General features: G+C 72.4%; 23 protein-coding genes and 4 tRNA genes. 12 read left to right on the top strand and 15 right to left on the bottom strand.

Annotated elements, in window-relative coordinates:
• Positions 1-77 precede the first annotated feature (77 nt).
• Positions 78-1,184 carry a phosphoribosylformylglycinamidine cyclo-ligase gene (purM, locus tag AC1C2W_RS11330; RefSeq protein ID WP_495388958.1) on the top strand — a complete coding sequence of 369 codons (1,107 nt, stop codon included), beginning with the start codon at positions 78-80 and terminating at the stop codon, positions 1,182-1,184.
• A gap of 75 nt (positions 1,185-1,259) precedes the next feature.
• Here purM and AC1C2W_RS11325 read toward each other — a convergent pair whose 3' ends face one another.
• On the bottom strand, positions 1,260-1,466 hold the full coding sequence (locus tag AC1C2W_RS11325; RefSeq protein ID WP_495388957.1) for a DUF3073 domain-containing protein: 207 nt from the start codon (positions 1,464-1,466) through the stop codon (positions 1,260-1,262).
• 402 nt (positions 1,467-1,868) lie between these two features.
• Here AC1C2W_RS11325 and AC1C2W_RS11320 point away from each other — a divergent pair, with 402 nt between their 5' ends.
• Positions 1,869-2,075: a BldC family transcriptional regulator gene (locus AC1C2W_RS11320; RefSeq protein WP_344246829.1), complete on the top strand. Its 207-nt coding sequence runs from the start codon at positions 1,869-1,871 to the stop codon at positions 2,073-2,075.
• Between the two features lie 27 nt (positions 2,076-2,102).
• On the opposite strand, the gene AC1C2W_RS11315 is transcribed toward AC1C2W_RS11320, so the two are convergent.
• From AC1C2W_RS11315 to AC1C2W_RS11295, 5 genes are all read right to left on the bottom strand, one after another.
• The gene (locus AC1C2W_RS11315) at positions 2,103-2,420 is read right to left on the bottom strand and encodes a DUF3618 domain-containing protein (RefSeq protein ID WP_495388956.1); all 318 of its coding nucleotides are present in this window, start codon (positions 2,418-2,420) and stop codon (positions 2,103-2,105) included.
• Positions 2,417-2,836: a phage holin family protein gene (locus AC1C2W_RS11310; protein ID WP_495388955.1), complete on the bottom strand. Its 420-nt coding sequence runs from the start codon at positions 2,834-2,836 to the stop codon at positions 2,417-2,419. Before AC1C2W_RS11310 ends, AC1C2W_RS11315 begins: the two co-directional genes overlap by 4 nt.
• Positions 2,837-3,014: 178 nt before the next feature.
• Positions 3,015-3,090 (bottom strand) — tRNA-Phe (locus tag AC1C2W_RS11305).
• 50 nt (positions 3,091-3,140) lie between these two features.
• Positions 3,141-3,214: transfer RNA gene (locus tag AC1C2W_RS11300), tRNA-Asp, on the bottom strand.
• Positions 3,215-3,361: 147 nt separating this feature from the next.
• Positions 3,362-3,434: transfer RNA gene (locus AC1C2W_RS11295), tRNA-Glu, on the bottom strand.
• 91 nt (positions 3,435-3,525) lie between these two features.
• On the opposite strand from AC1C2W_RS11295, the gene AC1C2W_RS11290 reads away from it, so the two are divergent.
• A complete protein-coding gene (locus tag AC1C2W_RS11290) occupies positions 3,526-3,888 on the top strand; it encodes a metallopeptidase family protein (protein ID WP_495388954.1) in 363 nt (120 codons plus the stop codon).
• A gap of 77 nt (positions 3,889-3,965) precedes the next feature.
• Here the strand turns inward: AC1C2W_RS11290 and AC1C2W_RS11285 are convergent, their stop codons facing one another.
• Entirely contained in the window at positions 3,966-5,204 is a 1,239-nt protein-coding gene (locus tag AC1C2W_RS11285) for a M15 family metallopeptidase (protein WP_495413142.1), read from the bottom strand.
• A gap of 346 nt (positions 5,205-5,550) precedes the next feature.
• On the opposite strand from AC1C2W_RS11285, the gene AC1C2W_RS11280 reads away from it, so the two are divergent.
• The gene (locus tag AC1C2W_RS11280) at positions 5,551-7,119 is read left to right on the top strand and encodes a mechanosensitive ion channel family protein (protein ID WP_495413141.1); all 1,569 of its coding nucleotides are present in this window, start codon (positions 5,551-5,553) and stop codon (positions 7,117-7,119) included.
• Here AC1C2W_RS11280 and AC1C2W_RS11275 read toward each other — a convergent pair.
• Complete coding sequence (locus tag AC1C2W_RS11275; RefSeq protein ID WP_495413140.1) at positions 7,116-7,901, bottom strand: glycerophosphodiester phosphodiesterase; 786 nt, start codon at positions 7,899-7,901, stop codon at positions 7,116-7,118. The genes AC1C2W_RS11280 and AC1C2W_RS11275 overlap by 4 nt on opposite strands.
• A gap of 153 nt (positions 7,902-8,054) precedes the next feature.
• Complete coding sequence (locus AC1C2W_RS11270) at positions 8,055-8,699, bottom strand: TetR/AcrR family transcriptional regulator (protein WP_495413139.1); 645 nt, start codon at positions 8,697-8,699, stop codon at positions 8,055-8,057.
• 82 nt (positions 8,700-8,781) lie between these two features.
• On the opposite strand from AC1C2W_RS11270, the gene AC1C2W_RS11265 reads away from it, so the two are divergent.
• Complete coding sequence (locus AC1C2W_RS11265) at positions 8,782-9,255, top strand: hypothetical protein (RefSeq protein WP_495388949.1); 474 nt, start codon at positions 8,782-8,784, stop codon at positions 9,253-9,255.
• Between the two features lie 37 nt (positions 9,256-9,292).
• Here AC1C2W_RS11265 and AC1C2W_RS11260 read toward each other — a convergent pair.
• Positions 9,293-9,365: transfer RNA gene (locus AC1C2W_RS11260), tRNA-Lys, on the bottom strand.
• A 271-nt stretch (positions 9,366-9,636) separates the two neighbouring features.
• Here AC1C2W_RS11260 and AC1C2W_RS11255 point away from each other — a divergent pair.
• Together AC1C2W_RS11255 and AC1C2W_RS11250 are read left to right on the top strand one after the other, a co-directional pair.
• Positions 9,637-9,921 carry a Fe-S cluster assembly protein HesB gene (locus AC1C2W_RS11255; protein WP_495388948.1) on the top strand — a complete coding sequence of 95 codons (285 nt, stop codon included), beginning with the start codon at positions 9,637-9,639 and terminating at the stop codon, positions 9,919-9,921.
• Positions 9,922-10,105: 184 nt separating this feature from the next.
• Positions 10,106-10,933 carry a DUF1206 domain-containing protein gene (locus AC1C2W_RS11250; RefSeq protein WP_495413138.1) on the top strand — a complete coding sequence of 276 codons (828 nt, stop codon included), beginning with the start codon at positions 10,106-10,108 and terminating at the stop codon, positions 10,931-10,933.
• A gap of 34 nt (positions 10,934-10,967) precedes the next feature.
• Here AC1C2W_RS11250 and AC1C2W_RS11245 read toward each other — a convergent pair whose 3' ends face one another.
• Positions 10,968-11,723 carry a M50 family metallopeptidase gene (locus AC1C2W_RS11245; protein ID WP_495388946.1) on the bottom strand — a complete coding sequence of 252 codons (756 nt, stop codon included), beginning with the start codon at positions 11,721-11,723 and terminating at the stop codon, positions 10,968-10,970.
• Positions 11,724-11,941: 218 nt separating this feature from the next.
• Here AC1C2W_RS11245 and AC1C2W_RS11240 point away from each other — a divergent pair, with 218 nt between their 5' ends.
• The 3 genes from AC1C2W_RS11240 (at position 11,942) to AC1C2W_RS11230 (ending at position 14,675) form a co-directional block, all read left to right on the top strand.
• Entirely contained in the window at positions 11,942-13,390 is a 1,449-nt protein-coding gene (locus AC1C2W_RS11240) for a DEAD/DEAH box helicase (protein ID WP_495388945.1), read from the top strand.
• 88 nt (positions 13,391-13,478) lie between these two features.
• The gene (gene msrB, locus AC1C2W_RS11235) at positions 13,479-13,883 is read left to right on the top strand and encodes a peptide-methionine (R)-S-oxide reductase MsrB (protein WP_495388944.1); all 405 of its coding nucleotides are present in this window, start codon (positions 13,479-13,481) and stop codon (positions 13,881-13,883) included.
• Positions 13,884-13,901: 18 nt separating this feature from the next.
• Positions 13,902-14,675 carry a tyrosine-protein phosphatase gene (locus AC1C2W_RS11230; protein WP_495413137.1) on the top strand — a complete coding sequence of 258 codons (774 nt, stop codon included), beginning with the start codon at positions 13,902-13,904 and terminating at the stop codon, positions 14,673-14,675.
• Between the two features lie 149 nt (positions 14,676-14,824).
• Here the strand turns inward: AC1C2W_RS11230 and AC1C2W_RS11225 are convergent, their stop codons facing one another.
• The 4 genes from AC1C2W_RS11225 to AC1C2W_RS11210 form a co-directional block, all read right to left on the bottom strand.
• Complete coding sequence (locus AC1C2W_RS11225; RefSeq protein ID WP_495388942.1) at positions 14,825-15,310, bottom strand: MarR family winged helix-turn-helix transcriptional regulator; 486 nt, start codon at positions 15,308-15,310, stop codon at positions 14,825-14,827.
• Positions 15,311-15,423: 113 nt separating this feature from the next.
• Positions 15,424-17,061 carry an MDR family MFS transporter gene (locus AC1C2W_RS11220; RefSeq protein WP_495388941.1) on the bottom strand — a complete coding sequence of 546 codons (1,638 nt, stop codon included), beginning with the start codon at positions 17,059-17,061 and terminating at the stop codon, positions 15,424-15,426.
• On the bottom strand, positions 17,058-17,501 hold the full coding sequence (locus tag AC1C2W_RS11215; RefSeq protein WP_495388940.1) for a MarR family winged helix-turn-helix transcriptional regulator: 444 nt from the start codon (positions 17,499-17,501) through the stop codon (positions 17,058-17,060). Before AC1C2W_RS11215 ends, AC1C2W_RS11220 begins: the two co-directional genes overlap by 4 nt.
• 191 nt (positions 17,502-17,692) lie before the next feature.
• Positions 17,693-19,132, bottom strand: a complete 1,440-nt coding sequence (locus AC1C2W_RS11210; protein ID WP_495388939.1) for a sugar porter family MFS transporter — start codon at positions 19,130-19,132, stop codon at positions 17,693-17,695.
• A 130-nt stretch (positions 19,133-19,262) separates the two neighbouring features.
• Between AC1C2W_RS11210 and AC1C2W_RS11205 the strand changes: the two genes are divergently transcribed.
• Together AC1C2W_RS11205 and AC1C2W_RS11200 are read left to right on the top strand one after the other, a co-directional pair.
• Positions 19,263-19,862 (top strand): hypothetical protein, encoded by a 600-nt coding sequence (locus tag AC1C2W_RS11205; RefSeq protein ID WP_495413213.1) that lies wholly within the window; start codon positions 19,263-19,265, stop codon positions 19,860-19,862.
• A 305-nt stretch (positions 19,863-20,167) separates the two neighbouring features.
• On the top strand, positions 20,168-20,788 hold the full coding sequence (locus tag AC1C2W_RS11200) for a DUF47 domain-containing protein (RefSeq protein ID WP_495388938.1): 621 nt from the start codon (positions 20,168-20,170) through the stop codon (positions 20,786-20,788).
• Positions 20,789-20,790: the final 2 nt, after the last annotated feature.

The raw sequence follows: 20,790 nt of genomic DNA, 5'->3' as shown, positions 1-20,790 counted from the left end.
TGGTCGAACGTGTCGAGACCACCGACCGACGACCGATGGTGGTTTCGACGAGATCGACCACCGGCCTGGGAGCCAACGTGACCAACGAACCCCTGACCTACGCCGCGGCCGGCGTCGACACCGAGGCCGGCGACAAGGCCGTTGAGCTGATGAAGGACGCGGTACGCCGTACCCACGGCCCCGCCGTGCTGGGGGGTGTCGGCGGGTTCGCCGGCATGTTCGACCTGTCCGCGATCCGCGAGTACCGCCGTCCGCTCCTCGCGACGTCGACCGACGGCGTCGGCACCAAGGTCGCGATCGCCCAGGCGCTCGACAAGCACGACACGATCGGCTTCGACCTCGTCGGCATGGTCGTGGACGACATCGTCGTGGTGGGCGCCGAGCCGCTGTTCATGACGGACTACATCGCCACGGGCAAGGTCGTGCCCGAGCGGGTGGCCGACATCGTGCGCGGCATCGCCCAGGCGTGCGAGGTGGCGGGCACCGCCCTCGTCGGGGGCGAGACCGCCGAGCACCCCGGCCTGCTCGAGCCGGACGAGTACGACGTCGCGGGCGCGGCCACAGGCATCGTGGAGGCGGACGCCGTCCTGGGCCCGGAGCGGGTGCGGGCCGGCGACGTGCTGGTCGCGATGGGCTCGAGCGGCCTGCACTCCAACGGCTACTCGCTGGTGCGCGCCGTCGTGAAGCACGCCGGCTGGGCGCTGGACCGGAACGTGGAGGAGTTCGGCCGCACCCTGGGGGAGGAGCTGCTGGAGCCGACCCGCGTGTACGCGCGCGACGTGCTCGCGCTCGCCGAGAACCAGGCCGCCCAGGTGCACGCGTTCACGCACGTCACCGGTGGCGGGCTTGCCGCGAACCTGGCGCGCGTGCTCCCCGAGGGCACGGTCGCGACCGTGGACCGCGGGTCGTGGGAGGTGCCCGCCGTGTTCCGCACCGTGCGCGAGCTCGGGTCGGTGCCGCGCCGCGACCTCGAGAACACCCTCAACCTGGGCGTCGGCATGGTGGCCGTGGTCGGGGCCGACGGCGTGGATGCCGCCCTGGCGACCCTCGCGGCCCGCGGCGTCCCGGCGTGGGTGCTGGGGTCCGTGGCGGACCTGGACCCGGCCGGGTCGGCCGAGGACCTGGTGGCCGGCACCAAGGGCGTGCACGGCGGCGCCGTGCGGATGACCGGCGACTACCGCTGACGAGCGCACGAAAGGGCCGGACGGCGACTGCCGTCCGGCCCTTTCTGCATGGTGCGAGAACTCAGCCCGACCGCGTCAGCGGTCGTCGTTCCACCCCGTGTATTGATTGTCGTACTCACTGTCCTCGGCGGAGAGGTGTCGATCCTCCGTCGCGACGTCCGTTCGACCACCCTCGCTGCCCTTGAGCTCTTGCTCGAGCGCGTGGTAGTTCGTCTCGGGGCTGAAGTACTTCAGCTCGCGAGCGACCTTAGTCTGCTTTGCCTTCTGACGGCCGCGGCCCATGGCTGAGACCCCCTCAACGTAGGAGCGGGGCAGGCGACGTCCCAGACGGCGGCCCCGTGCGTAAGTAGTCTGTTCAGATGCCAACGGTACATGCTCGCGCGCCATTCCCTCCACTCCGCAGGGTGTGCCGGTCGCAACCGAGGACGTCGGAGCGCGGACGGGCGGTGTGATCGTGTCGCAGGTCACGGCGCGACCGGCGGTGCAGCGGCCCGATCGGGCGGCGCGGCGACGTGGACCGGGCAGAACGGACGTACGGGACGTCTCGGCCATCAGGACAGGATCCGGACGATTTCATCCTCTCCCAAGTCGCCTCAATCCCGCTTTCTGCCCACAATGGATGAGCGAGACCGTGTAGCACTCTGGGCGCCGCCCGGGCCGGTCGCGCACCAGGAGGTGCAGGGGATGTCGCTCCACGGAGAGTCCGAGGTTCTGCTGACGCCTGCCGAGGTGGCCAGCCTCTTTCGGGTCGACCCGAAGACAGTGACGCGCTGGGCGAAGGCGGGGAAGCTCTCGTCGATCCGCACCCTCGGTGGGCACCGTCGCTACAAGGAGTCGGAGGTGCGCGCGCTGCTCGGCGCCGCCTCCGAGGAGGCGACGCCGGACAAGTAGCCGGCCCCCGCTGTCGACCGGGGCCGGTCAGCGGCGGCGGGCGCGGACGACGACGATCACGACCAGGGCGAGACCTGCCGCGGCCACGCCGAGGAGCACCTGGGCGTTGAGCCGGCGACGCGGTTCGGCGGCCGGCAGGCCGCCACCGGTCACGAAGGTGCCGGCATCGGACGCGGCCTCCTTGGTCGCCCGTACGAACTGGTTCGCCTGGTACGACGGCGACAGTCGGGTGGTGAGCTGGTCGAGGGTCGCTCCCAGCTCCGCGCGGGAACGTGCTACCTCGTCCTTGAGCTCCCGCTCGGTCGGTGCTGGGACCCCGTTCTGCGGCGTCGTGGGCTCGGTCACCGGCGCACCCCCTTCTTGATCGTCTCCACGTCGTCCTTGACCCGGTCGATCGTCTCGGGCCGGCGCGCCGCCTTCTTGAGCTGCCTGACGGCGATGGCGGCGGCCAGCGCTGCCACGAGCAGCATGGCGACGCCGACGACGAGGGCCGACAACCACAACGGCCACGCCTCGGCGAGGCCGATGATCCCGGCCCAGATCAGCACGCCCACCGCGTAGAGCAGGATGACGACCGCCGCCGTGATGAGGCCGATCCCGATGCCGGACCGCTTCGCCTTCTCCGTGGCCTCGGCCTTCGCGAGCGTGAGCTCGGCGCGGACGAGCCGCGTGGCCTGTTCCGACAACTGCTCCATGAGGCGCCCCGTGGTGGGCGGCTGCTCGGTGGGCGGTGGAGTCCGTCCGTCGTCCCAGTCCGTCATCGGCTGCTCCGATCCCCGTCTTTTCGATCGTGCGTGCGGTCCCACTCAACCGGTACCTGCTGGTCCAGGCAATTCCTACGGCGTCCGGCCCGGCCAGGGACGTCCGAAGTGGGCCCGGGACGGTCAAAAGAGGGCCGGGAACGACGAAACCCCCGGGCCTGGGGCACGAGGGTTTCGGTGGTGGCTCCGACCGGCGTCGATCCGGTGACCTTTCGATTTTCAGTCGAACGCTCTACCAACTGAGCTACAGAGCCGTGACACGAACGCCCGGGCGCCGTTGCCGACGAACCGGGCGCATCATGCGCGACCCTGACGGGACTTGAACCCGCGACCTCCGCCGTGACAGGGCGGCGCGCTAACCAACTGCGCTACAGGGCCATGGTGGGGGAGAAAAACCCTCACCAGGAAGCTCGTTTCGAGCCGAGAAGAAGCGTACCCCATGGTCGAGGGGATCTTGAAATCGAATCCTGACCAGGAAGAACGGCCTCAGGTCGCGGGCCGACGGCACTCGCCGACTCGCAGACGTACCCCCAACGGGATTCGAACCCGTGCTACCGCCGTGAAAGGGCGGGGTCCTAGGCCGCTAGACGATGGGGGCTGGACCGAGCAAGCATACCCAGCCGTCGCGCCCGGTCCGTGACCGACGGCGGGGCGCACCGGGGCGGGCGCGGTAGCCGGGGTGGGCGAGGATGGGTCCCGTGGTGGAGATGACGCGCGAGGAGTTCGAGGACGCCGTCCGGGACGGCCTCGACCAGGTGCCGGCCGAGCTGGCGGCGATGATGGACAACGTCGTCGTCCTCGTCGAGGACGACGCCCCGGCCGACGACCCCGAGCTCCTCGGGCTGTACGAGGGCGTCCCGCTCACCGAACGGGACCTGCACTGGGCCGCCGGCTCGCTGCCCGACCGGATCACCGTCTTCCGCAACCCCACCCTCGCCATCTGCGACACGCGGGACGACGTGGTCGAGGAGGTCGCGATCACCGTGGTGCACGAGATCGCGCACCACTTCGGCATCGACGACGACCGGCTGCACGAGCTCGGCTGGGCCTGAGCAAGTTCGCTGGTCGAGCTTGTCGAAACCCTGGGTCTCGACAGGCTCGACCACCGGGTTGCGTCGACGTGGTGGCGTCAGCCGAGCGGGCTGTACTCCCAGTGCCACGCCTCCGGCTTGCGCCCGTCGGCCTTGGCCCAGTCGGGGTTCTCCCAGCCGAAGCCGGCGGCGTGGGCGACGAGCCACTCGTGCTGGGCGGACTCGTACTTCTCCACGCCACCGTTGATGTCGAGGGCCACGGCCCAGCCGTGGTTGGAGTAGCCGGGCACCGCGGCGAAGTAGCCGCGGGAGGCCTTGGTGGCGACCTGTGAGTCGTACGAGCGGTAGGAGTCGCGGATGCTGAGGTGCTTGCCGAAGCGTGCGCGGTATGCGATGTCGAGCCGCTTGAGCTGATCGGCGGCGTCGCAACGCAGCGTCTCGCCCGAGGCGAACGACACCTCGCACAGGTCGCCCGACGGGATCCGCCCGTTGTCGTGGGCGTCGGTGTCGGTCGCGTGCTTCGCGAGCGCCGCCGCGGCCTTGCGGGCCTCGGCCCCCTGCACGTGCAGGATCTCGCCGGGGGTCGCCGGTGCGGGCTTGATGCTGACCGCGCTGGTCTCGGCCTTGTCGAGCAGCGTGGTGAGCGACGTGGTCGCGTCGGTGATGCCGGGCGCGTCCGCGGCGCCGCCGCGCTCGGTCAGGGCGGTGCGCTCGCCCGCGCGGGACGCGGTGTCGCCGGATCGCTCGACGACGAGCTCCTTGAGCTCCGCGGCGCTCTTCGCCACCGCCATGCGGTTGTCGGCGGGCACCGCACGGGACTCGGTGGTCACCTGCTCGGCGCGGGCCAGGACGACTTGCGCGGACGCCACGGCCTCGTCGGCGGACGTGGCGGCGGCGGTCGCGTCGGCGGCGGCAGCCTCGCTCCCGGTGCCGGAGGCGGTGGAGCCGACGGCGCCCGCGGCCGCCGACGCCGCGCCGATGAGGGAGGCGCTCGCCATCGCCTTGGCGGCCGGGGTCGTCGTGCCGAAGGCGCTCGCGGCGGCGATGGTGCCGTCCGAGCTCGCCGCAGGCGTGGTCGCCTCCGTGCGGGTCGCGCCGGACGCCGGGGCCAGTCCCGTCGCGACGCCGGTCGTCAGGGCCATCACGATGAGCGCGACCGGCACGCCGGACCGCAAGGAACGGCGGCGGGTGCGCTGCTGCGCGTCGCGGCCGGTCCGTCGTGCGCGACCGGCGTGACGGTCGGTGCACTGCTCGGTACGGTCGGGGCAGTGGATGTCGCGGCGCCTGGGGGGCGACGCCGGGGCGAGCGAAACGGTCGGCAGGTCGTGCTGAGTCAAGTCAAAGGTCCTTGGGTAGGGGGGCTCATTCCATCGTCGGGGTGGCCGACGGGTGCCCCGGACGATTTGGTTGACCAATCAACAGAAGTCCCGTGCGGACCGCGGGGACGCGATGTGAAGACCGGGACATCCCGGGGCGATTGCGCACCGTGCGTCCCGCGCGATCCGGATGCTGGGACGCGTCCTCCCGCGGGAGTGATCGTCGCCACGACGGGCCTCGGCGCACCTCAGGATGCGTGGAGGAGGCTCTCCGGCTGGCTGCGCGGCTGACGTCCTGACTGCACGTGAGGCAGCACGTGCGGCCGCCCGCGAGGCCGTCCCGGCCGGTCCTCCCTAGTCTGGACGCATGCTCCGCACCGACGACCAGTCCGGGCTCGAGGAGACGGCAGAGGCGACCGCCAGCCTGGCGGTGACGCTCGCCTGGGCGGTCGGGGCCCTCGTCGTCGCGTACGTGCTCGCCACCGTGGCGTCCGTCCTCATCCGGCGCCTCGGGCGTCGCAACCCGCTGGTGCGCGACATGGGGCTGCGGATGCGTCGCCCCATGCGGGTGGTGCTCATGGTGGTGGCGGTCTGGATCGCCGTGCACCTCACGGCCGACCAGGGGGAGCCGTGGTTCGACGCCGTCAGCCATGCGCTGCTGATCGCCACGATCCTCTCGGTGGCGTGGCTGGTCGGGGCGGTCGCGTTCGTCGTCGAGGACCGCACGCTGGCCCGGTTCTCCGGCGAGCACGCGAACGACCGCCACGCACGGCGGGTGCGCACGCAGGTGAACCTGGTGCGGCGTGTCACGGTCGCGGTGCTCGTGGTCTGCGCGATCGCCGCCGTGTTCCTGACGTTCCCGACCATGCAGGCGGCGGGCGCCAGCATCCTCGCATCGGCCGGCCTGCTGTCGATCGTGCTCGGCGTCGCAGCCCAGTCATCGCTGGCCAACGCGTTCGCCGGCATGCAGATCGCGTTCACGGACGCGATCCGCGTGGACGACGTGGTGGTGGTGCTCGACGGCGAGTTCGGGCGCATCGAGGAGATCACGCTCACCTACGTCGTCGTGCACGCCTGGGACGACCGGCGGCTGATCCTGCCGTGCACCTACTTCACGACCACCCCCTTCGAGAACTGGACGCGGCGCGCGGCGGACCTGCTCGGCACGGTCGAGATCGACCTGGACTTCCAGGTGCCGATGACGGCGGTGCGCGCCGAGCTCGACCGCCTGCTCGCCGCGACGCCGCTGTGGGACCACCGCACGGGGGTGCTCCAGGTGACCGACGCCGTCGGCGGGGCGGTGCGGATGCGCGCGCTGGTGAGCGCCGCCGACGCGCCGACGCTCTGGGACCTGCGCTGCTTCGTGCGCGAGGGACTCGTCGAGTGGGTGCAGCGCGAGGCGCCCGAGGCGCTGCCCCGCACGCGGTACGAGACGGGTGTCGACGGGCCGCGGCCGGTCGGCGACGCGGGGGCGGCGGACGATGCCGAGCCCGACGAGGGCGGCGCCGAGGGCGCAGGTACGGCCATGGCCGCGCCCGCCGTCGTCCCGGCCCGCGCCCCCGTGCGACGCCGCGTCCTGCCGGCTCCGGCCCGGTCCAGCGTGCGGCCCGCGCCGCCGGCGGGCAGCCAGGACCGCACCATTGCTCTGCCGACCACCGTCCGGGACGACGCCGACGCGACCGTGATCCTGCCCGTCGCTGAGGACGAGGTGAGCTCCGCGGCGCGGTCGGCGCTCTACAGCGGGAGCGCCGACGCGGAGGAGCGGTCCACGTACTTCCAAGGCCCGGGCCAGGACGTCATCGACGAGCGCGAGCACACGGCGCTGCTGCAGCTCGGCGACGAGGACGACAACGACGAGGACGACAACGACGAGGATGACCCGGACGACCATCGGGACGCCGAGCGCGAAGAGACGCACGACGTCGAGAAGAGCTAGCCGACGGCGCCGTCGAGCCAGGCCCGGAGCTCCGCGGGGCGGTCGGTGATGATCCCGTCGACCCCGGCGCCCGCCAGAAGCTCCCAGGTGGGCTCGTCGTTCGCCGTCCACCCGAAGACCTGGAGCCCTGCGTTGTGGCTGGCCGGCACGAGCGCCGGGTCGGCGGCGATCATCGCGGCGGACGGGCTGACCGCCGCCGCGTCGAGCCGGGCGAGAAGGTCGGCCAGGTCGTCGCGGGGGTTCTCGACCAGCAGGGAGCGCGGCACCTGCGGCGCGACGTCGCGCAGCGCGGCGACCGTCGTCGGGTCGAAGCCCTGCACCAGGAGGCGGTCCTCGAGGCCGGCGTCCGCCACCACGCGCATCGTCACGGCGACGTCCTCGGGCGACCAGGCGCCCTTGTACTCGCACAGCACGTCCAGCCCGGGGCGGGCCGCGATCAGGTCGAGCACCTCGGCGAGCGTGGGGATGCGCTGCCCGGCGAACTCCGGGGAGAACCAGGAGCCTGCGTCGAGGGACCGCAGTTGGTGGGTGGTGAGCCCGCCGACCGCGCCCGACCCGTCGGTCGTGGCGTCCACCGTGCCGTCGTGGATCACCACGGGGACGCCGTCGGCGCTGAGGTGCACGTCGATCTCGAGCAGGCCGGCGCCCGCGCGTCCGGCCGCGTCGAACGCGGCGAGCGTGTTCTGCGGGGCGTCCGCGGACGCCCCGCGGTGGGCGATGACGACGGGACGGTGGCGCCCGTGGGCTCGCGCGTCCCGGGTCGGCGCGGGGATCGTGGGCACGTCACTCTCCGTTCTGGCCGGCGTCCGGGCCGGCGGCCGGCGGGCAGGTGCGCACGCGGCGGGCCACGGCGCACCGAGCATCGTTGCACGCGGACCGGTCGGGCTGCCGGTCGGGATGCCGGTCGGGATGCCGGTAGGGCGGCGGCTGGGGTGTCAGCCGGCGGTCCCGTCCCGCAGGGCCTCGAAGCCGGCGACGAGGGCGGTCACCGTGAACTCGAGCCGGGCGTCGGCGGTGACCGGGCCCTCGGCGAAGGCCGCGGCGAGGACGTCGGAGCCGGTGGAGGTTCGTGCGAGCAGCTCGTCGGGGGCGAGGCCGGACGAGGTCGGCGCGAGGTGCTGCACGATCACCGCTCCGGCGACCGCGTACACCATGAGCAGCGCGGTGCGCGGCGCAAACCCGGCGTCGTGCAGGATGCGGAGCAGCTCGTCGAGCTCGGCCATGTTGCGCTCGGTCACGGCGGGGCGGGTGGCGAAGAGGGGGACCGCACCGGGGTGGTCGAGGAGTGTGTGGTGCAGCTCCTGCGCGAAGTCGGAGACGACCTGCGCCCACGGCGCCGTCGGGTCGGGCGCGCGCACCAGCGTGGACACCACGTGCTCGACGACGGCGTCCTCGAGGGCCTGCTTGCTCGGCACGTAGTGGTAGAGCGTCATGGCCTCGACGCCCAGCTCTCGCGCGACCTTGCGCATCGACAGCGCCGCGGCCCCGTCCCGGTCGGCGAGGCGGGCGGCCGCCCGCACGACGTCGTCCCTCGTCAGGCCGGCATGCCTGCCCTGCGCGCGCTGGTCCGTCACGGTCACCCCCGGGTATCTCTTGCTTGTCTTACGCCGTAAGGCTACCGTCAGAAGAGTTCTCTTACATCGTAAGACAGGAGGGATCCTCATGACCGAGACCCGTACGGCCGCACCGGTCGTCACCGATGGCGGGCGCTGGACGCTCGTGACCCAGGCCCTGCAGGTCGGGCTCGCGCTGCAGGTCGCCTGCCTGATGCTCCCGCTGCTGGACCTCTGGGTGTTGGGCACCGTCGAGGCCGGCGTGCGCGCCGCCTACCCGCAGTGGAGCGGCGCCGACGTCTCGCTGGACCGCGGCGCGATCATCGGTGCCCTCGTCGGGGTCGCCGTCCTGGGCGTCGGCGCCTGGCTGTTCGCGCTGCGCGCGGTGCGCCGCGGCCGGCGGGTGCGCGGCACGGTCACGACGCTCTTCGTCGTCGGCATCGGCGTGCTGGGCTGGTGCGCCTCCCTGAGCGGCGGCGAGTACGACCTCGTCGTGCCGCTGTGGCTCGGCCTGACGCTGCTGTTGCCGGGGCTGCCCGGCCTCGCGGCCGTGGTGGCGGCCTGGACGGCGCCGCGTCGGTGATGCGCTGGTGAGGTGCGGCGACGTGGCGCCGCGGGGGTGGGCCCCCCGGGGATCGAACCCGGAACCCGCGGATTAAAAGTCCGCTGCTCTGCCAATTGAGCTAGAGGCCCGCCGCCGTCCGCCGGAAGGGGCGGTCGGTGGCTGCGGACAGCGTACGCGGGAGCACGTGGGGACCCGCCCGCGTCCGGCCCGGCGTTGCTCACCCGGCACCCGCGAGGTCACGATCCGGTCACGGGGGCAACCTATCCGCGTGACGACGCGGCTGTCACGCGGGGTCTCACCTACCGGGAGATATCGTCCCGATCGCGTCTCAGCGTTGCGTTTCGCCCCCCGTTCCTGTTTCGGTGGACAGGTTCGCAAGGACCGACGAGAGGAGCGTCCATGCTCACCGTGACCGACAACGCCCGCACCGCCGTCCAGGATCTCGCGCAGGAGGCCGGGGTACCCGACGAGGGTGGGCTGCGGATCGCGCAGTCCGCCGGCCAGCCCGGCAACTTCGAGCTCGCGCTCGTCCCGGCGCCCCAGCCCGACGACCAGGTGGTCGACGAGGAGAGTGAGACCCACGTCTTCGTCGAGGCGCAGGCAGCCCCTGCGCTCGACACCCTGACGCTCGACACCGACCCGGCGGCGCAGGGCCCGGGCTTCGTGCTCACGCCGCAGGGGTGAGCACGCTGTAGAAGGTCCCCGGCGTACACGACGGCCGGTCGCGGGAATCGTCCCGCGGCCGACCGTCGCTCGTTCCCGGGCGACGGCATTCTCCGCCATACTCAAGGGCCCCCGGCTCCGGCCCGGGGTCGACGGTGACCCGGTGCCCGTGCCGCGGGCCGTCCATCCGCCTGGGAGGCCACCCGTGTCGTCCGCCCCCGCTCGTACTGCCGAGCATGCCGCCCGGCGCGCCCGCCGCAGCACCGCGCTGCAGATGCTCGCCCGGTCGGGCTACGCCGCGTCCGGCCTCGTGCACCTGCTGCTCGGATACCTCGCCGTCCGCCTCGCCTTCGGGTCGCCGCCCGGGGGGAGCGCCGACCAGGACGGCGTGTTCCACCAGCTGGCGAGCGCCCCGGGTGGCGCGCTGCTGCTCTGGGCCGTCACCGTCGGCTTCGGTGCCCTGGCCCTCTGGCAGCTCGTCGAGGCGCTCCTCGGCGTGCCGGGAGCCGACGCGGCGAAGCAGCTGGCGGCCCGGGGCAAGGCAGCGGCGAAGACCCTCCTGTACGCCGTGCTGGCCGGTGCGGCCGTTCGCTACGCGCAGGGCGGCTCGGGTGGTGGCAGCGGCCAGCAGGAGGGGCTGACTGCCGAGCTCATGAAGGCTCCGGCCGGGCGCTGGCTCGTGGCGGCGGTGGGCCTCGTCGTCGTCGGCGTGGGCGTGTTCCACGTCGTCAAGGGATGGCGCAAGAAGTTCCTCGAGGACCTGTGGGGCACGGGCGGCGCGGCCGTGGGGACCGCCGTCGTGCCCCTCGGCCAGGTGGGCTACGTGGCCAAGGGGGTCGCGCTCGGGGTGCTCGGCGGGCTCTTCGTCGCCGCGGCGTGGACGTCCGACGCCGAGAAGGCCGGCGGCCTGGACGACGCCCTGCGCACCATCCGCGACCAGCCGTACGGCACGGTGCTGCTCGTGGTCACCGGAGTCGGAATCGCCGCCTACGGCGCGTACTCGTTCGCCCGGGCCCGGTACGCGCGGCTCTGACGCGCGACGACCCGCGTCGTCCGACGGCGCGCGCTCAGGCCCCGGCCGTCGCGGGCCCCACGATCCAGCCCGCCCCGAGGACCAGGCAGCCGACGGTGACCAGCAGGAAGACCACCACCCACAGGATCCCGGTGGTGTGCGTCAGAGCCCCGAGCTGGTCGGCGTCGGACCGTCTGGCCCGGCCCCGGGTCCGCTGGGCCTGCAGCTCGAGGACCGGCCGCACCGACCCGAACAGCAGGAACCACGTCACGGCGTAGGCGACCGCCGACTGGGTGGCCGGGTCCAGCCACCACGAGACCGCCACCAGGGCGGCGCCGCTCACCAGGATGGACCACAGGCCGAACCAGTTGCGGATCTTGAGCAGCAGCAGGGTGAGCAGCACCACCAGCAGCCACAGCAGGCCCACGGCGTACCCGTGGCGCAGCAGCCAGGCCGCACCGAGGCCGGTGAGCCCCGGCCCGACGTAGCCCGCGAACGCCGTCACGATCATGCCGAAGCCGCGGGGGCGCCCGGCGGAGACCGTGAGGCCGGAGGTGTCCGAGTGCAGGCGGATCCCGTCGAGCCGCCGCCCGGTGAGCATGGCCGCCACCGCGTGGGCGCCCTCGTGCGCGATGGTCACGAGGTGGCGGGCCACCCGCCACACCGGGGTCGCGAGCACGACGGCGAGGGCGGCCAGGCCGACGGCCAGCACCACCGCCTGCGGCGGGGGCGGCACGGGGGTCGTGGCGGCCGTCCAGATCTGCGTCAGCACGTCGCCGGCGGTCGCGAGGAAGTCGTCCACGGCGGACATTCCACCACGACGACCTGAGAGCCGGCCGAGGCGCCCGCCGCGCGTCAGGGTGACGCACGACTCGCGTGCGGGCTTGGGGGTGACGCCGCCGGACGTGCGACAATGCTTGAGGTGGCCGCGCGTCCGCGCGCCCCACGTCGTGGAGATCCCCCCGGATTGCGTGCGGCGGACCCCGACCTTCGACGTCTCTGACGTCCCAGCCCGAGAGGCCCTCTTTCTTGACTACCTTTGCCGATTTCGGCCTGCCCACCCCTGTCGTCCGTGAGCTCACGGGCCAGGGCATCACTGCCCCGTTCCCCATCCAGACGGCGTCCCTCTTGGACACGCTCGCCGGCACCGACGTGCTCGGCCGCGGCCGCACGGGCTCCGGCAAGACCCTCGCGTTCTCGCTGCCGGTCGTGACCCGGCTCGCGACCTCGGCCGCCCAGGCCGCCGCCGCCGGCCGGCCGCGCCGCCGCGCCGCCCGCCCCCGCGCGCTCGTGCTGTGCCCGACGCGCGAGCTGGCCAACCAGATCAACGCCGTCATGGAGCCGCTGGCGAAGACCCTCGGGCTCGTCACGACGACCGTCTTCGGCGGCGTCGCCCAGTCCCGCCAGGTGACCGCGCTGAACGCGGGCGTCGACGTGCTCATCGCCTGCCCGGGCCGGCTCGAGGACCTCCTCAGCCAGAAGCACCTCACGCTCGACGACGTCGAGATCACCGTGCTCGACGAGGCCGACCACATGGCCGACCTCGGCTTCCTGCCCGGCGTGAAGCGGATCATGGACCGCACCCCGCGCGAGGGGCAGCGCCTGCTGTTCTCCGCGACGCTGGACAACGGCGTCGACGTCCTGGTCAAGCGCTACCTCAAGAACCCGGTGACGCACTCGGTCGACGACGCGGCGGCCCCGCCGCCCCAGATGACGCACCACATCCTCGCGGTGGCCGACGCCGACGCGAAGAAGAACGTCGTGCACCAGCTCGCCTCCGGGACGGGCCGACGCGTGCTGTTCATGCGGACCAAGCACCAGGCGAAGAAGCTCGCCAAGCAGCTCACCGGTGCGGGCGTGCCCGCCGTCGACCTGCACGGCAACCTCGGCCAGGGCGCGCGCGAGCGCAACCTCGCGGCCTTCTCGTCCGGCGCCGTCAGGGTGCTCGTGGCCACCGACATCGCGGCCCGTGGCATCCACGTGGACGACGTCGAGCTCGTGGTGCACGTGGACCCGCCCGCCGAGCACAAGGCGTACCTGCACCGCTCGGGCCGTACGGCCCGTGCCGGCTCGGGCGGCGACGTCGTGACCGTGATGCTCCCGGAGGAGCGCGGCGACGTGCGTGACCTGACCCGCAAGGCGAAGATCTCCGCCCGCCCGCAGCAGGTCGTGGCCGGCGACGCCGTCGTGTCCGCCCTCGTGGGCGAGGTCGCGCCGTACGTCACGCCGCCCGCTCCCGTCGCCCCGCCGGCTCCGCGCCAGAAGGGCACCCCCCGGTCCCCTCAGGGCGGCCAGGGCGGTCGTCAGGGCCAGCGTCAGGGCCAGCAGGGCCAGAGCCAGCGTGGCCGCACCGTGGGCCAGGCCGGCCCGTCGTACGGCGAGCAGGCCCACCGCACCGTCCGCGCGGACGGCACCGCCGCGCCGGCGCGCCGTCGGCGCGGTCGCGGCGGTCGCGGTCACGGCCCGGCCGCAGCCTGACCCCTGGACCGGGCGGGCGGCGACCCGCCCGCCCGGTGACCCGGAACAGCCGCGACCGGAACTGGGTTGTGTTTCACGGAGGTGACGGATGACCTACGAAGTGAGGAAGCCCGACGACCAGTGGCAGGTGGAGCTCTCCCCGCAGGAGTTCGCCGTGCTGCGCCAGGCGGGCACGGAGCGGCCCTGGACCGGTGAGCTGCTCGACGAGAAGCGCGTCGGCGTCTACCGCTGTCGCGCGTGCGGTCACGAGCTGTTCCGCAGCGAGACCAAGTTCGACTCGCACTGCGGCTGGCCGTCGTTCTACACGCCGCTGGCCGGCGAGGCAGTCGAGCTGCTGGAGGACCGGACGCACGGGATGGACCGCACCGAGGTGCGGTGCGCCCGCTGCGGTTCGCACCTGGGGCACGTCTTCGACGACGCGCCGCAGACGCCCACCGGAGACCGGTTCTGCATGAACTCGCTCAGCCTGACGTTCGAGCCCGTCGAGGGCTGACCGGGCTAGGGTCGTCGGGTGCCCGACTCAGCACCCGACCCCCTGCCCGACGCGGTGACCGAGATCCTGGCCGCCACCACGCGGCCCGTCCCCGATCATCTCGTCAACCTGCGCGACGTCGCGTCCTCGACGCCCGGGCTGCGGGCCGGAGTGCTGCTGCGCTCCGACGCCCCGCGCTCGGGCGACCGGGAACCTGACGACATCGCTTGGCCCCCGCGCACCGTGCTCGACCTGCGCGACCCGGGGGAGAGCGGGGAGGCACACCCGTTCGCTGCGGATGCCCGTGTCGTGACTCTGCCCATGCTCGACGGCACGGCGATGGCGAGCGCCGGAGCACCCGCCGCCGTCCCCGGCCTCGGGGCGCTGTACCTGCAGATGCTCGACGAGCCCGGCGCGGGCCACCTGGTCGAGGTCGTGCGCCTGATCGCCACGGGCGAGGCGCCGGTGCTTGTGCACTGCACGGCCGGCAAGGACCGGACGGGTGTCGCGGTCGCGCTGGTCCTGTCGCTGCTGGGGGTCGACCGGGCAGCGATCGTCGCCGACTACGAGCGGACCGGGCCGCACATGGCGCAGGTGGTCGTGCGGGCGGCAGCGACGGCGAAGTTCGCCGTGCCCGGCGCGCACGTCCTCGCCGCGCTGCCGCCCGAGCTCGTGACCGCCCCAGGCTGGGCGATCGAGGCGGTGCTCGACCATCTGGGCGCCCACGATGGCAGCGCGGTCGGCTGGTTCCTGGCGCACGGGGGCACGGCGGAGACCCTCGAGACGCTCCGAGGTCGCCTGCTCGTGGGTTGAGCCGTCGGGACATCGCTGGTCGAGCCTGTCGGGACATCGCCGGTCGAGCCTGTCGAGACCTGGGTTTCGACAGGCTCAACCAGCGAGTACGTGTTCGACAGGCTCAACCAGCGAGTACGTGTTCGACAGGCTCAACCAGCGAGTACGTGTCAGGAACGCGCGTCGCGCCAGCGGACGAAGTCGTCCGAGTAACGGTGCAGCAGTGTGGCGAGCTCCGCGACATCGGACTCCTGCCAGTCGCCGAACGCGTCCTTGTACATCTCGATCCGGCTGTCACGGGCCCGGGCGAACCGGCCTGCCCCGTCGGCGGTGAGTGTGATGCGCTGCCCGCGGGTGTCCTCCGGGTCCACCTCGCGGTGCACCAGACCCAGCTCGACGAGCCGGCTCAGCTGCCGCGAGACGGTCGCCCGCCCCACACCGAAGTGCGAGGCGAGGTCCGACCCGCGGATCCCGGGGTGGGAGTCGATGTGTGCGAGCAACGGGTAGGCGGACGCGTCCAGCTCCGGGTGCACCCGGCGGGCCGTCTGGGCGGCCGAGGACTGGGCGCGGCGGATCAGGACCCGGATCTCGCGCTCGAGAGCACCGAACGGATCGGTGGCCGGGTCGGGCAGGGGCTGGGCGGCTACGTCGTGCATGCGCCCATCATGAGGCTTCGCCGAGGCAAACGGGAGTGGCAGCGAAGGGTGGATTTGCGCCCGGACGGGGCCAGAGCGGGTGAAATCGGCCCCGTCCGTGTGATGCACAGGACTCAGGCCCGCTCGACGACCGCGTCCCGACGCGTCTCGTCCGGCTGCGTCTCGTCCTGCTGCTCCTCGTCGAGCACCTGCTCGATGCCCGAACGCTGACCCAGCGGGATCTCCTTCATGAACAGCACCGCGATCAGGGAGATGACGGCCATCGGCACGGCGTACAGGAAGATCGTCGTGATCCCGTGCGCGTACGCGCCCTCGATCACGGCCTGCACGGGGGCGGGCACCTTCGAGAGGTCGGGGACACCGCCCGAGCCGGAGGCGAGCGCGTCCGCCGGGACGCCGAGCTTCGCGAGTCCGGAGACCAGGTCCGTCTTGACCTGCGCGGCCATCACCGCACCGAGGGCCGAGACGCCGATGGCGCCGCCCAGGGAGCGGAAGAACGCGACGCCGGAGGTGCCGGCGCCCATCTCGTGCACGTCCAGCGTGTTCTGCGTGGCGAGCACCAGGTTCTGCATCAGGGCGCCCACGGACAGGCCCAGACCGCACAGGTAGACCGAGATGAGCACGAAGCTCGTGTCGACCTCGATGGTCGACAGGCCGAACAGCGACACGGTCAGGAGACCGGCGCCGCTCACCATGATCGCCTTGTAGCGACCGGTGTTGGAGATGATCCGGCCGAGCACGATGCCGGCGGCCATCGTGCCGATCACCATCGGGATCGTGAGCAGCCCCGACTCGGTCGGCGTCTTGCCGCGCGCGAGCTGGAAGTACTGGCTGAGGAAGACCGCGGTGCCGAACATGGCGACGCCCACGGAGGCGGACGCGATCACGGCGAGCACGAAGGTGCGGTTCTTGAACAGGTGCAGCGGGATGATCGGCTCGGCGGCGGCGCGCTCGACGAAGCCCGCGACGATCAGCGCGACCACGGCGCCGCCGACCATCGCGGCGGTCTGCCACGACGCCCACTCGAACTGGTCGCCCGCGAAGGTGACCCACAGCAGCAGCAGCGCGACAGCGACCGCGATGAGGACGGCGCCCGCGTAGTCGATCTTCACGGCGCGCTTGACCACGGCGGGCAGGTGCAGGGTCTTCTGCAGCACGACGAACGCAGCAATCGCGAAGGGCACGCCGACGAAGAAGGTGAACCGCCAGCCGACGGAATCGGTGAGCACGCCGCCGAGCAGCGGGCCGCCGATCTGCGCGACGGCCATGACACCGCCCATGAGGCCCATGTACTTGCCGCGCTCACGGGGACTGATGATGTCGGCCATGAGGACCGTGGCCAGTGCGGTGAGGCCGCCGGCGCCGATGCCCTGCAGGGCGCGGAAGCCGATGAGGGTCTCGATGTTCGGCGAGAGGCCCGCCGCCGCGGCGGAGATCACCGTGATGCCGAGGCCGACCTGCATGAGGACCTTGCGGTTCGTCAGGTCGGCGAGCTTGCCCCACAGCGGGGTCGAGATCGTCATCGTCAGCAGCATGGCCGTGACGACCCAGGTGTACGAGTGCTGGGAGCCGCCGAGCTCGTTGACGATCTTGGGCAGCGAGGTCGAGACGATGGTGGTGGCCAGCAGCGACACGAAGACGCCGAGCAGGATGCCCGAGAGCGCTTCGAGCACCTCCCGGCGGGACATGGCCGGCGCGGCCGGGGCGAGAACGCCCTGCGCTGCGGGCGCCGGGGTGGGGGACTGACTCATCGGGCGGGGATCTCCTCGAACATCTGTGCGCGGTCGTGGGTAGTGGTGAGGGCGGCCGCGACGCTGCGGATCCGTGTGATGGCATCGGCGAAGTCCTGGTCCGACCAGTCGGAGAAGGCCTCGGAGATGAGGTCGTCGATGCTGCGGAAGGACTCCTCCGCGAAGTCCCGGCCCGCGTCCGTGAGCTCGAGCGTGCGGGCGCGCCGGTCGTCGTCGTCCACCGTGCGACGGACCAGGCCGGCGTCGACGAGGGCGCTGACCTGACGGCTCGCCACGGACACGTCGACGCGGAGCTTGGCCGCGAGGTCGGTGAGCTGGACGCGACCGCACCGGGAGAGCAGGTGGAGGGCGCCGAGGCCGGCGCGGGGGAGGTCGAGCTCGCGGGCCACTCGCGTGGCGGCCTCGCGCTGGGCGCGGGAGAGCTCTTCGAGTGTCTGCACGAGCTCTCGGGCTGACGTGCGGGCAATGGGCATACGGGGGCCTTCGGTGAAAGGGGGTGGGGGCCGGGCGACGCCCGGCGGGTGCGGCCCGCGGACGGGGTCGACTGTTTGCAGAGCACAACTATACGTCTGGTGCTTGCAGCAAGCAACTGTCCTGGTGAAGGGGGCGGACGGCGGCCCGGCGGGCGCGCTCAGGCGCGGTGGTGCGCCTCGCCCTCCATGTCCTCGAGCTCCACGCCCTTGGTCTCCGGGATCTTGCTGAGCACGAAGAAGAACGACAGCGCCGCGAACACCGCGTACATGAGGTACGGGATCGCCGGGCCGAAGGACGAGAGCATCGGGGGGAACGTCAGCGTGATGGCGAAGTTGGCGATCCAGTTCGCGGCTGCTCCGACGCCGAGCGCGGCCGCGCGGATCCGGTTGGGGAACATCTCGCCCAGGAGCACCCACATCAGCGGACCCCACGTTGCGCCGAAGAACACGACGAACCCGTTCGCGGCCACCAGCGCGACGATGCCCCAGGCGCCGTCGAGCGACACGTTCTCGCCGCTGCCGGTCGCCTGCGTGAAGGCGACCGCCATGAGCCCCAGGGCGACGGCCATGCCGGCGGAGCCGACCAGCAGCAGGGGCCGGCGACCGACCTTGTCGATCAGCGCGATGGCGATGAACGTCACCGCGACGTTGGTGACGGCCGTGATGGTCGACACGAGGAACGCCTGCGACTCCTCGAAGCCGACTGCCTGCCACAGCGTCGTGGAGTAGTAGAAGATCACGTTGATGCCGACGAACTGCTGGAAGATCGCCATCACGATGCCGACCCACACGATCGGCTTGAGGCCGAACCGGTCGCCCCGGAGGCTTCCCAGCGAGGCGTTCTCCTCGTCCATGTGGATCGAACGCTGGATCTCGGTGATCCGCTCTCCCACGTCCTCGTCCGGGCCGAGCACGCTCGAGAGCACTCGTCGCGCCTCGTCGTCCTTGCCCTTCGTCACCAGGTAGCGTGGCGACTCCGGCATCCCGAGCGCCAGGAAGCCGTAGACGGCCGCCGGGACCACGGCGACGAGGAACATCCAGCGCCACGCCTCCCAGCCGAACCACAGCTCGTTCGCCGCACTGCCGGCCGACGTGGCGAGGATCTGGTCCGACAGCAGTGCCGCGAAGATACCGACGGTGATCGCGAGCTGCTGCAGCGAGCCGAGGCGACCTCGCATGGCAGCGGGCGCGATCTCCGCGATGTAGGCCGGGGCGATCACGGACGCGATGCCGATGCCCACGCCCGCCATGAAGCGCCAGAGGGCGAGGTCCCACGGGCTCCACGCGATCGCCGAGAGGATCGACGAGGCGAAGAAGAGCACCGCGCCGAGCACCATGACGTGGGTGCGGCCCCACCGGTCGGCCAGCTTGCCGCCGGCCCAGGCGCCGAGGGCGCAGCCCAGCAGGGCGATCGCGACCACGAGGCCCGTGACGGTCGAGTTCAGGTCGAACTGCCCCTGGATCGCGTCGACGGCGCCGTTGATGACCGACGAGTCGAAGCCGAAGAGGAAGCCGCCGACGGCCGCCGCGACGGCGAGTCCCGTCGCCTTGCGGTGGGCGCTGTGCGCCGCTGCCGACATCGGAGCCGAGCTCGTCATGATCGTCCTCGATTCTGCGCAGGAGACGTTCGCTCTCGATGCTAGGTCCGACATCGCAGGTCGGCGCGTCGGGGGCAGACTGGGGCGGGTGAACGACGCACCCGAACCTCGCCGGCATCGCCGCCCCGCCATGCTCGACCCGCAGGACGCGGAGCAGCTGCCGGGCGACCTCGACCCCGCGCTGCGCGACGAGGTCGCGCACACGACGGCCCGCGCCGTCGTGCACCAGGCCCGGGCGGCGGAGGACCCGGAGGTGGTCGACCGGCTGGTGCGGCTCGTCGAGCGCGAAGGGCTCGACGTCGTCGCCGCGCTGTGGTCCGACGCCGCGCCCTCCTCGCTGCCCGGCGCGCTGTGGCGGCTGTACGTGCTCCGGGAGTGGGTGCGGCGCGACCCCCGCACCGTGACCCTGCGCTACCGCCTCGGCGTCGACGCGGCGCCCGTGCACGAGGCGGTCGCCGGCGTGCCGCGCCCGCCCGCACCGGAGGACCTGCGGGCGCTCGTGGACGACGTCCTGTCCGGCGTCTTCGCCGGGGACCTCGCGGTCGCCCTGGAGCGTGCGGGGTCGTTCTGCCGGATCCTCGCGACCGGGGCCGCCTTCGACGCCGACGCGCGCGAGGTCGCCGACCCCGACGGCGCCACCCGGATGACCCGGGGCGCGGCCGATCTGGTCCGCACGGCCGAGGAGCTGGAGCACGGCGCCGCGCTCTGGCGCGCGGGCGCACTGGAGTAGTCGTCGGTCGAGCCCGTCGAGACCACGGGCCTGGGTTTCGACAAGCTCAACCAGCAGGTTCGGAACCCGGCGACGCGGGGGCTTACGATGGCTGCGCGACGTCGGGCCGCGGTAGCCCCGGGCTCCATCTTCAGCCGCTACGAGCGGCCACGCGCCGAGAGGCGCTCCCGGTCCGGCGTCGCTTACCACCAGGGCAGATCCCAGGTCGTGGCATGTGATCTTTCAGCGCATGTTCAACTGGTCGCGCCATGATGGCCACCTCTAGTCTGAGTAACGTCTCACGACCTCAACCCCAGGAGCGTCACGTGCGCCTGCGCCTGACACCGCGCGACACCACCTACTTCGACATGCTGGCGACGCTCGCGCAGCACAACGTGACCGGGGCCTCCCTCCTCGCGGAGCTGCTCGGAGCGTCCCGGCAGGAGCGGGAGGAGATCGTCCGTCGGCTCTCGGATGCCGAGCACGTCGCCGATGACGCCACGCACTCGATCATGCGGCGCCTGAACCAGACGTTCGTCACCCCGTTCGACCGGGACGACATCTACGGCCTGGCCTCGGCCCTGGACGACTGCATGGACGCCATGGAGGAGGCCGGCGACCTCATCGTCCTGTACAAGGTCGACGAGCTCCCGCCGCGGGTCTCGGAGCAGGTGCAGGTGCTGCAGCGCTGTGCCGAGCTCACCGCCGAGGCGATGCCGCGGCTGCGCTCCATGGACCAGCTCTCGGAGTACTGGATCGAGATCAACCGCCTGGAGAACCAGGGCGACAAGCTGCACCGCGAGCTCATCGCCCAGCTCTTCGACGAGCTCACCGACCCGATCCTGCTGATGAAGCTCAAGGAGATCGTCGACATGCTCGAGGAGGGTGCTGACGCCTTCGAGCGGGTCGCGAACATGGTCGAGACCATCGCGCTCAAGGAGTCCTGACG

This window comes from Isoptericola sp. Y581, from assembly GCF_059445475.1.
This window is presented reverse-complemented; position numbering and strand designations above follow the sequence as displayed.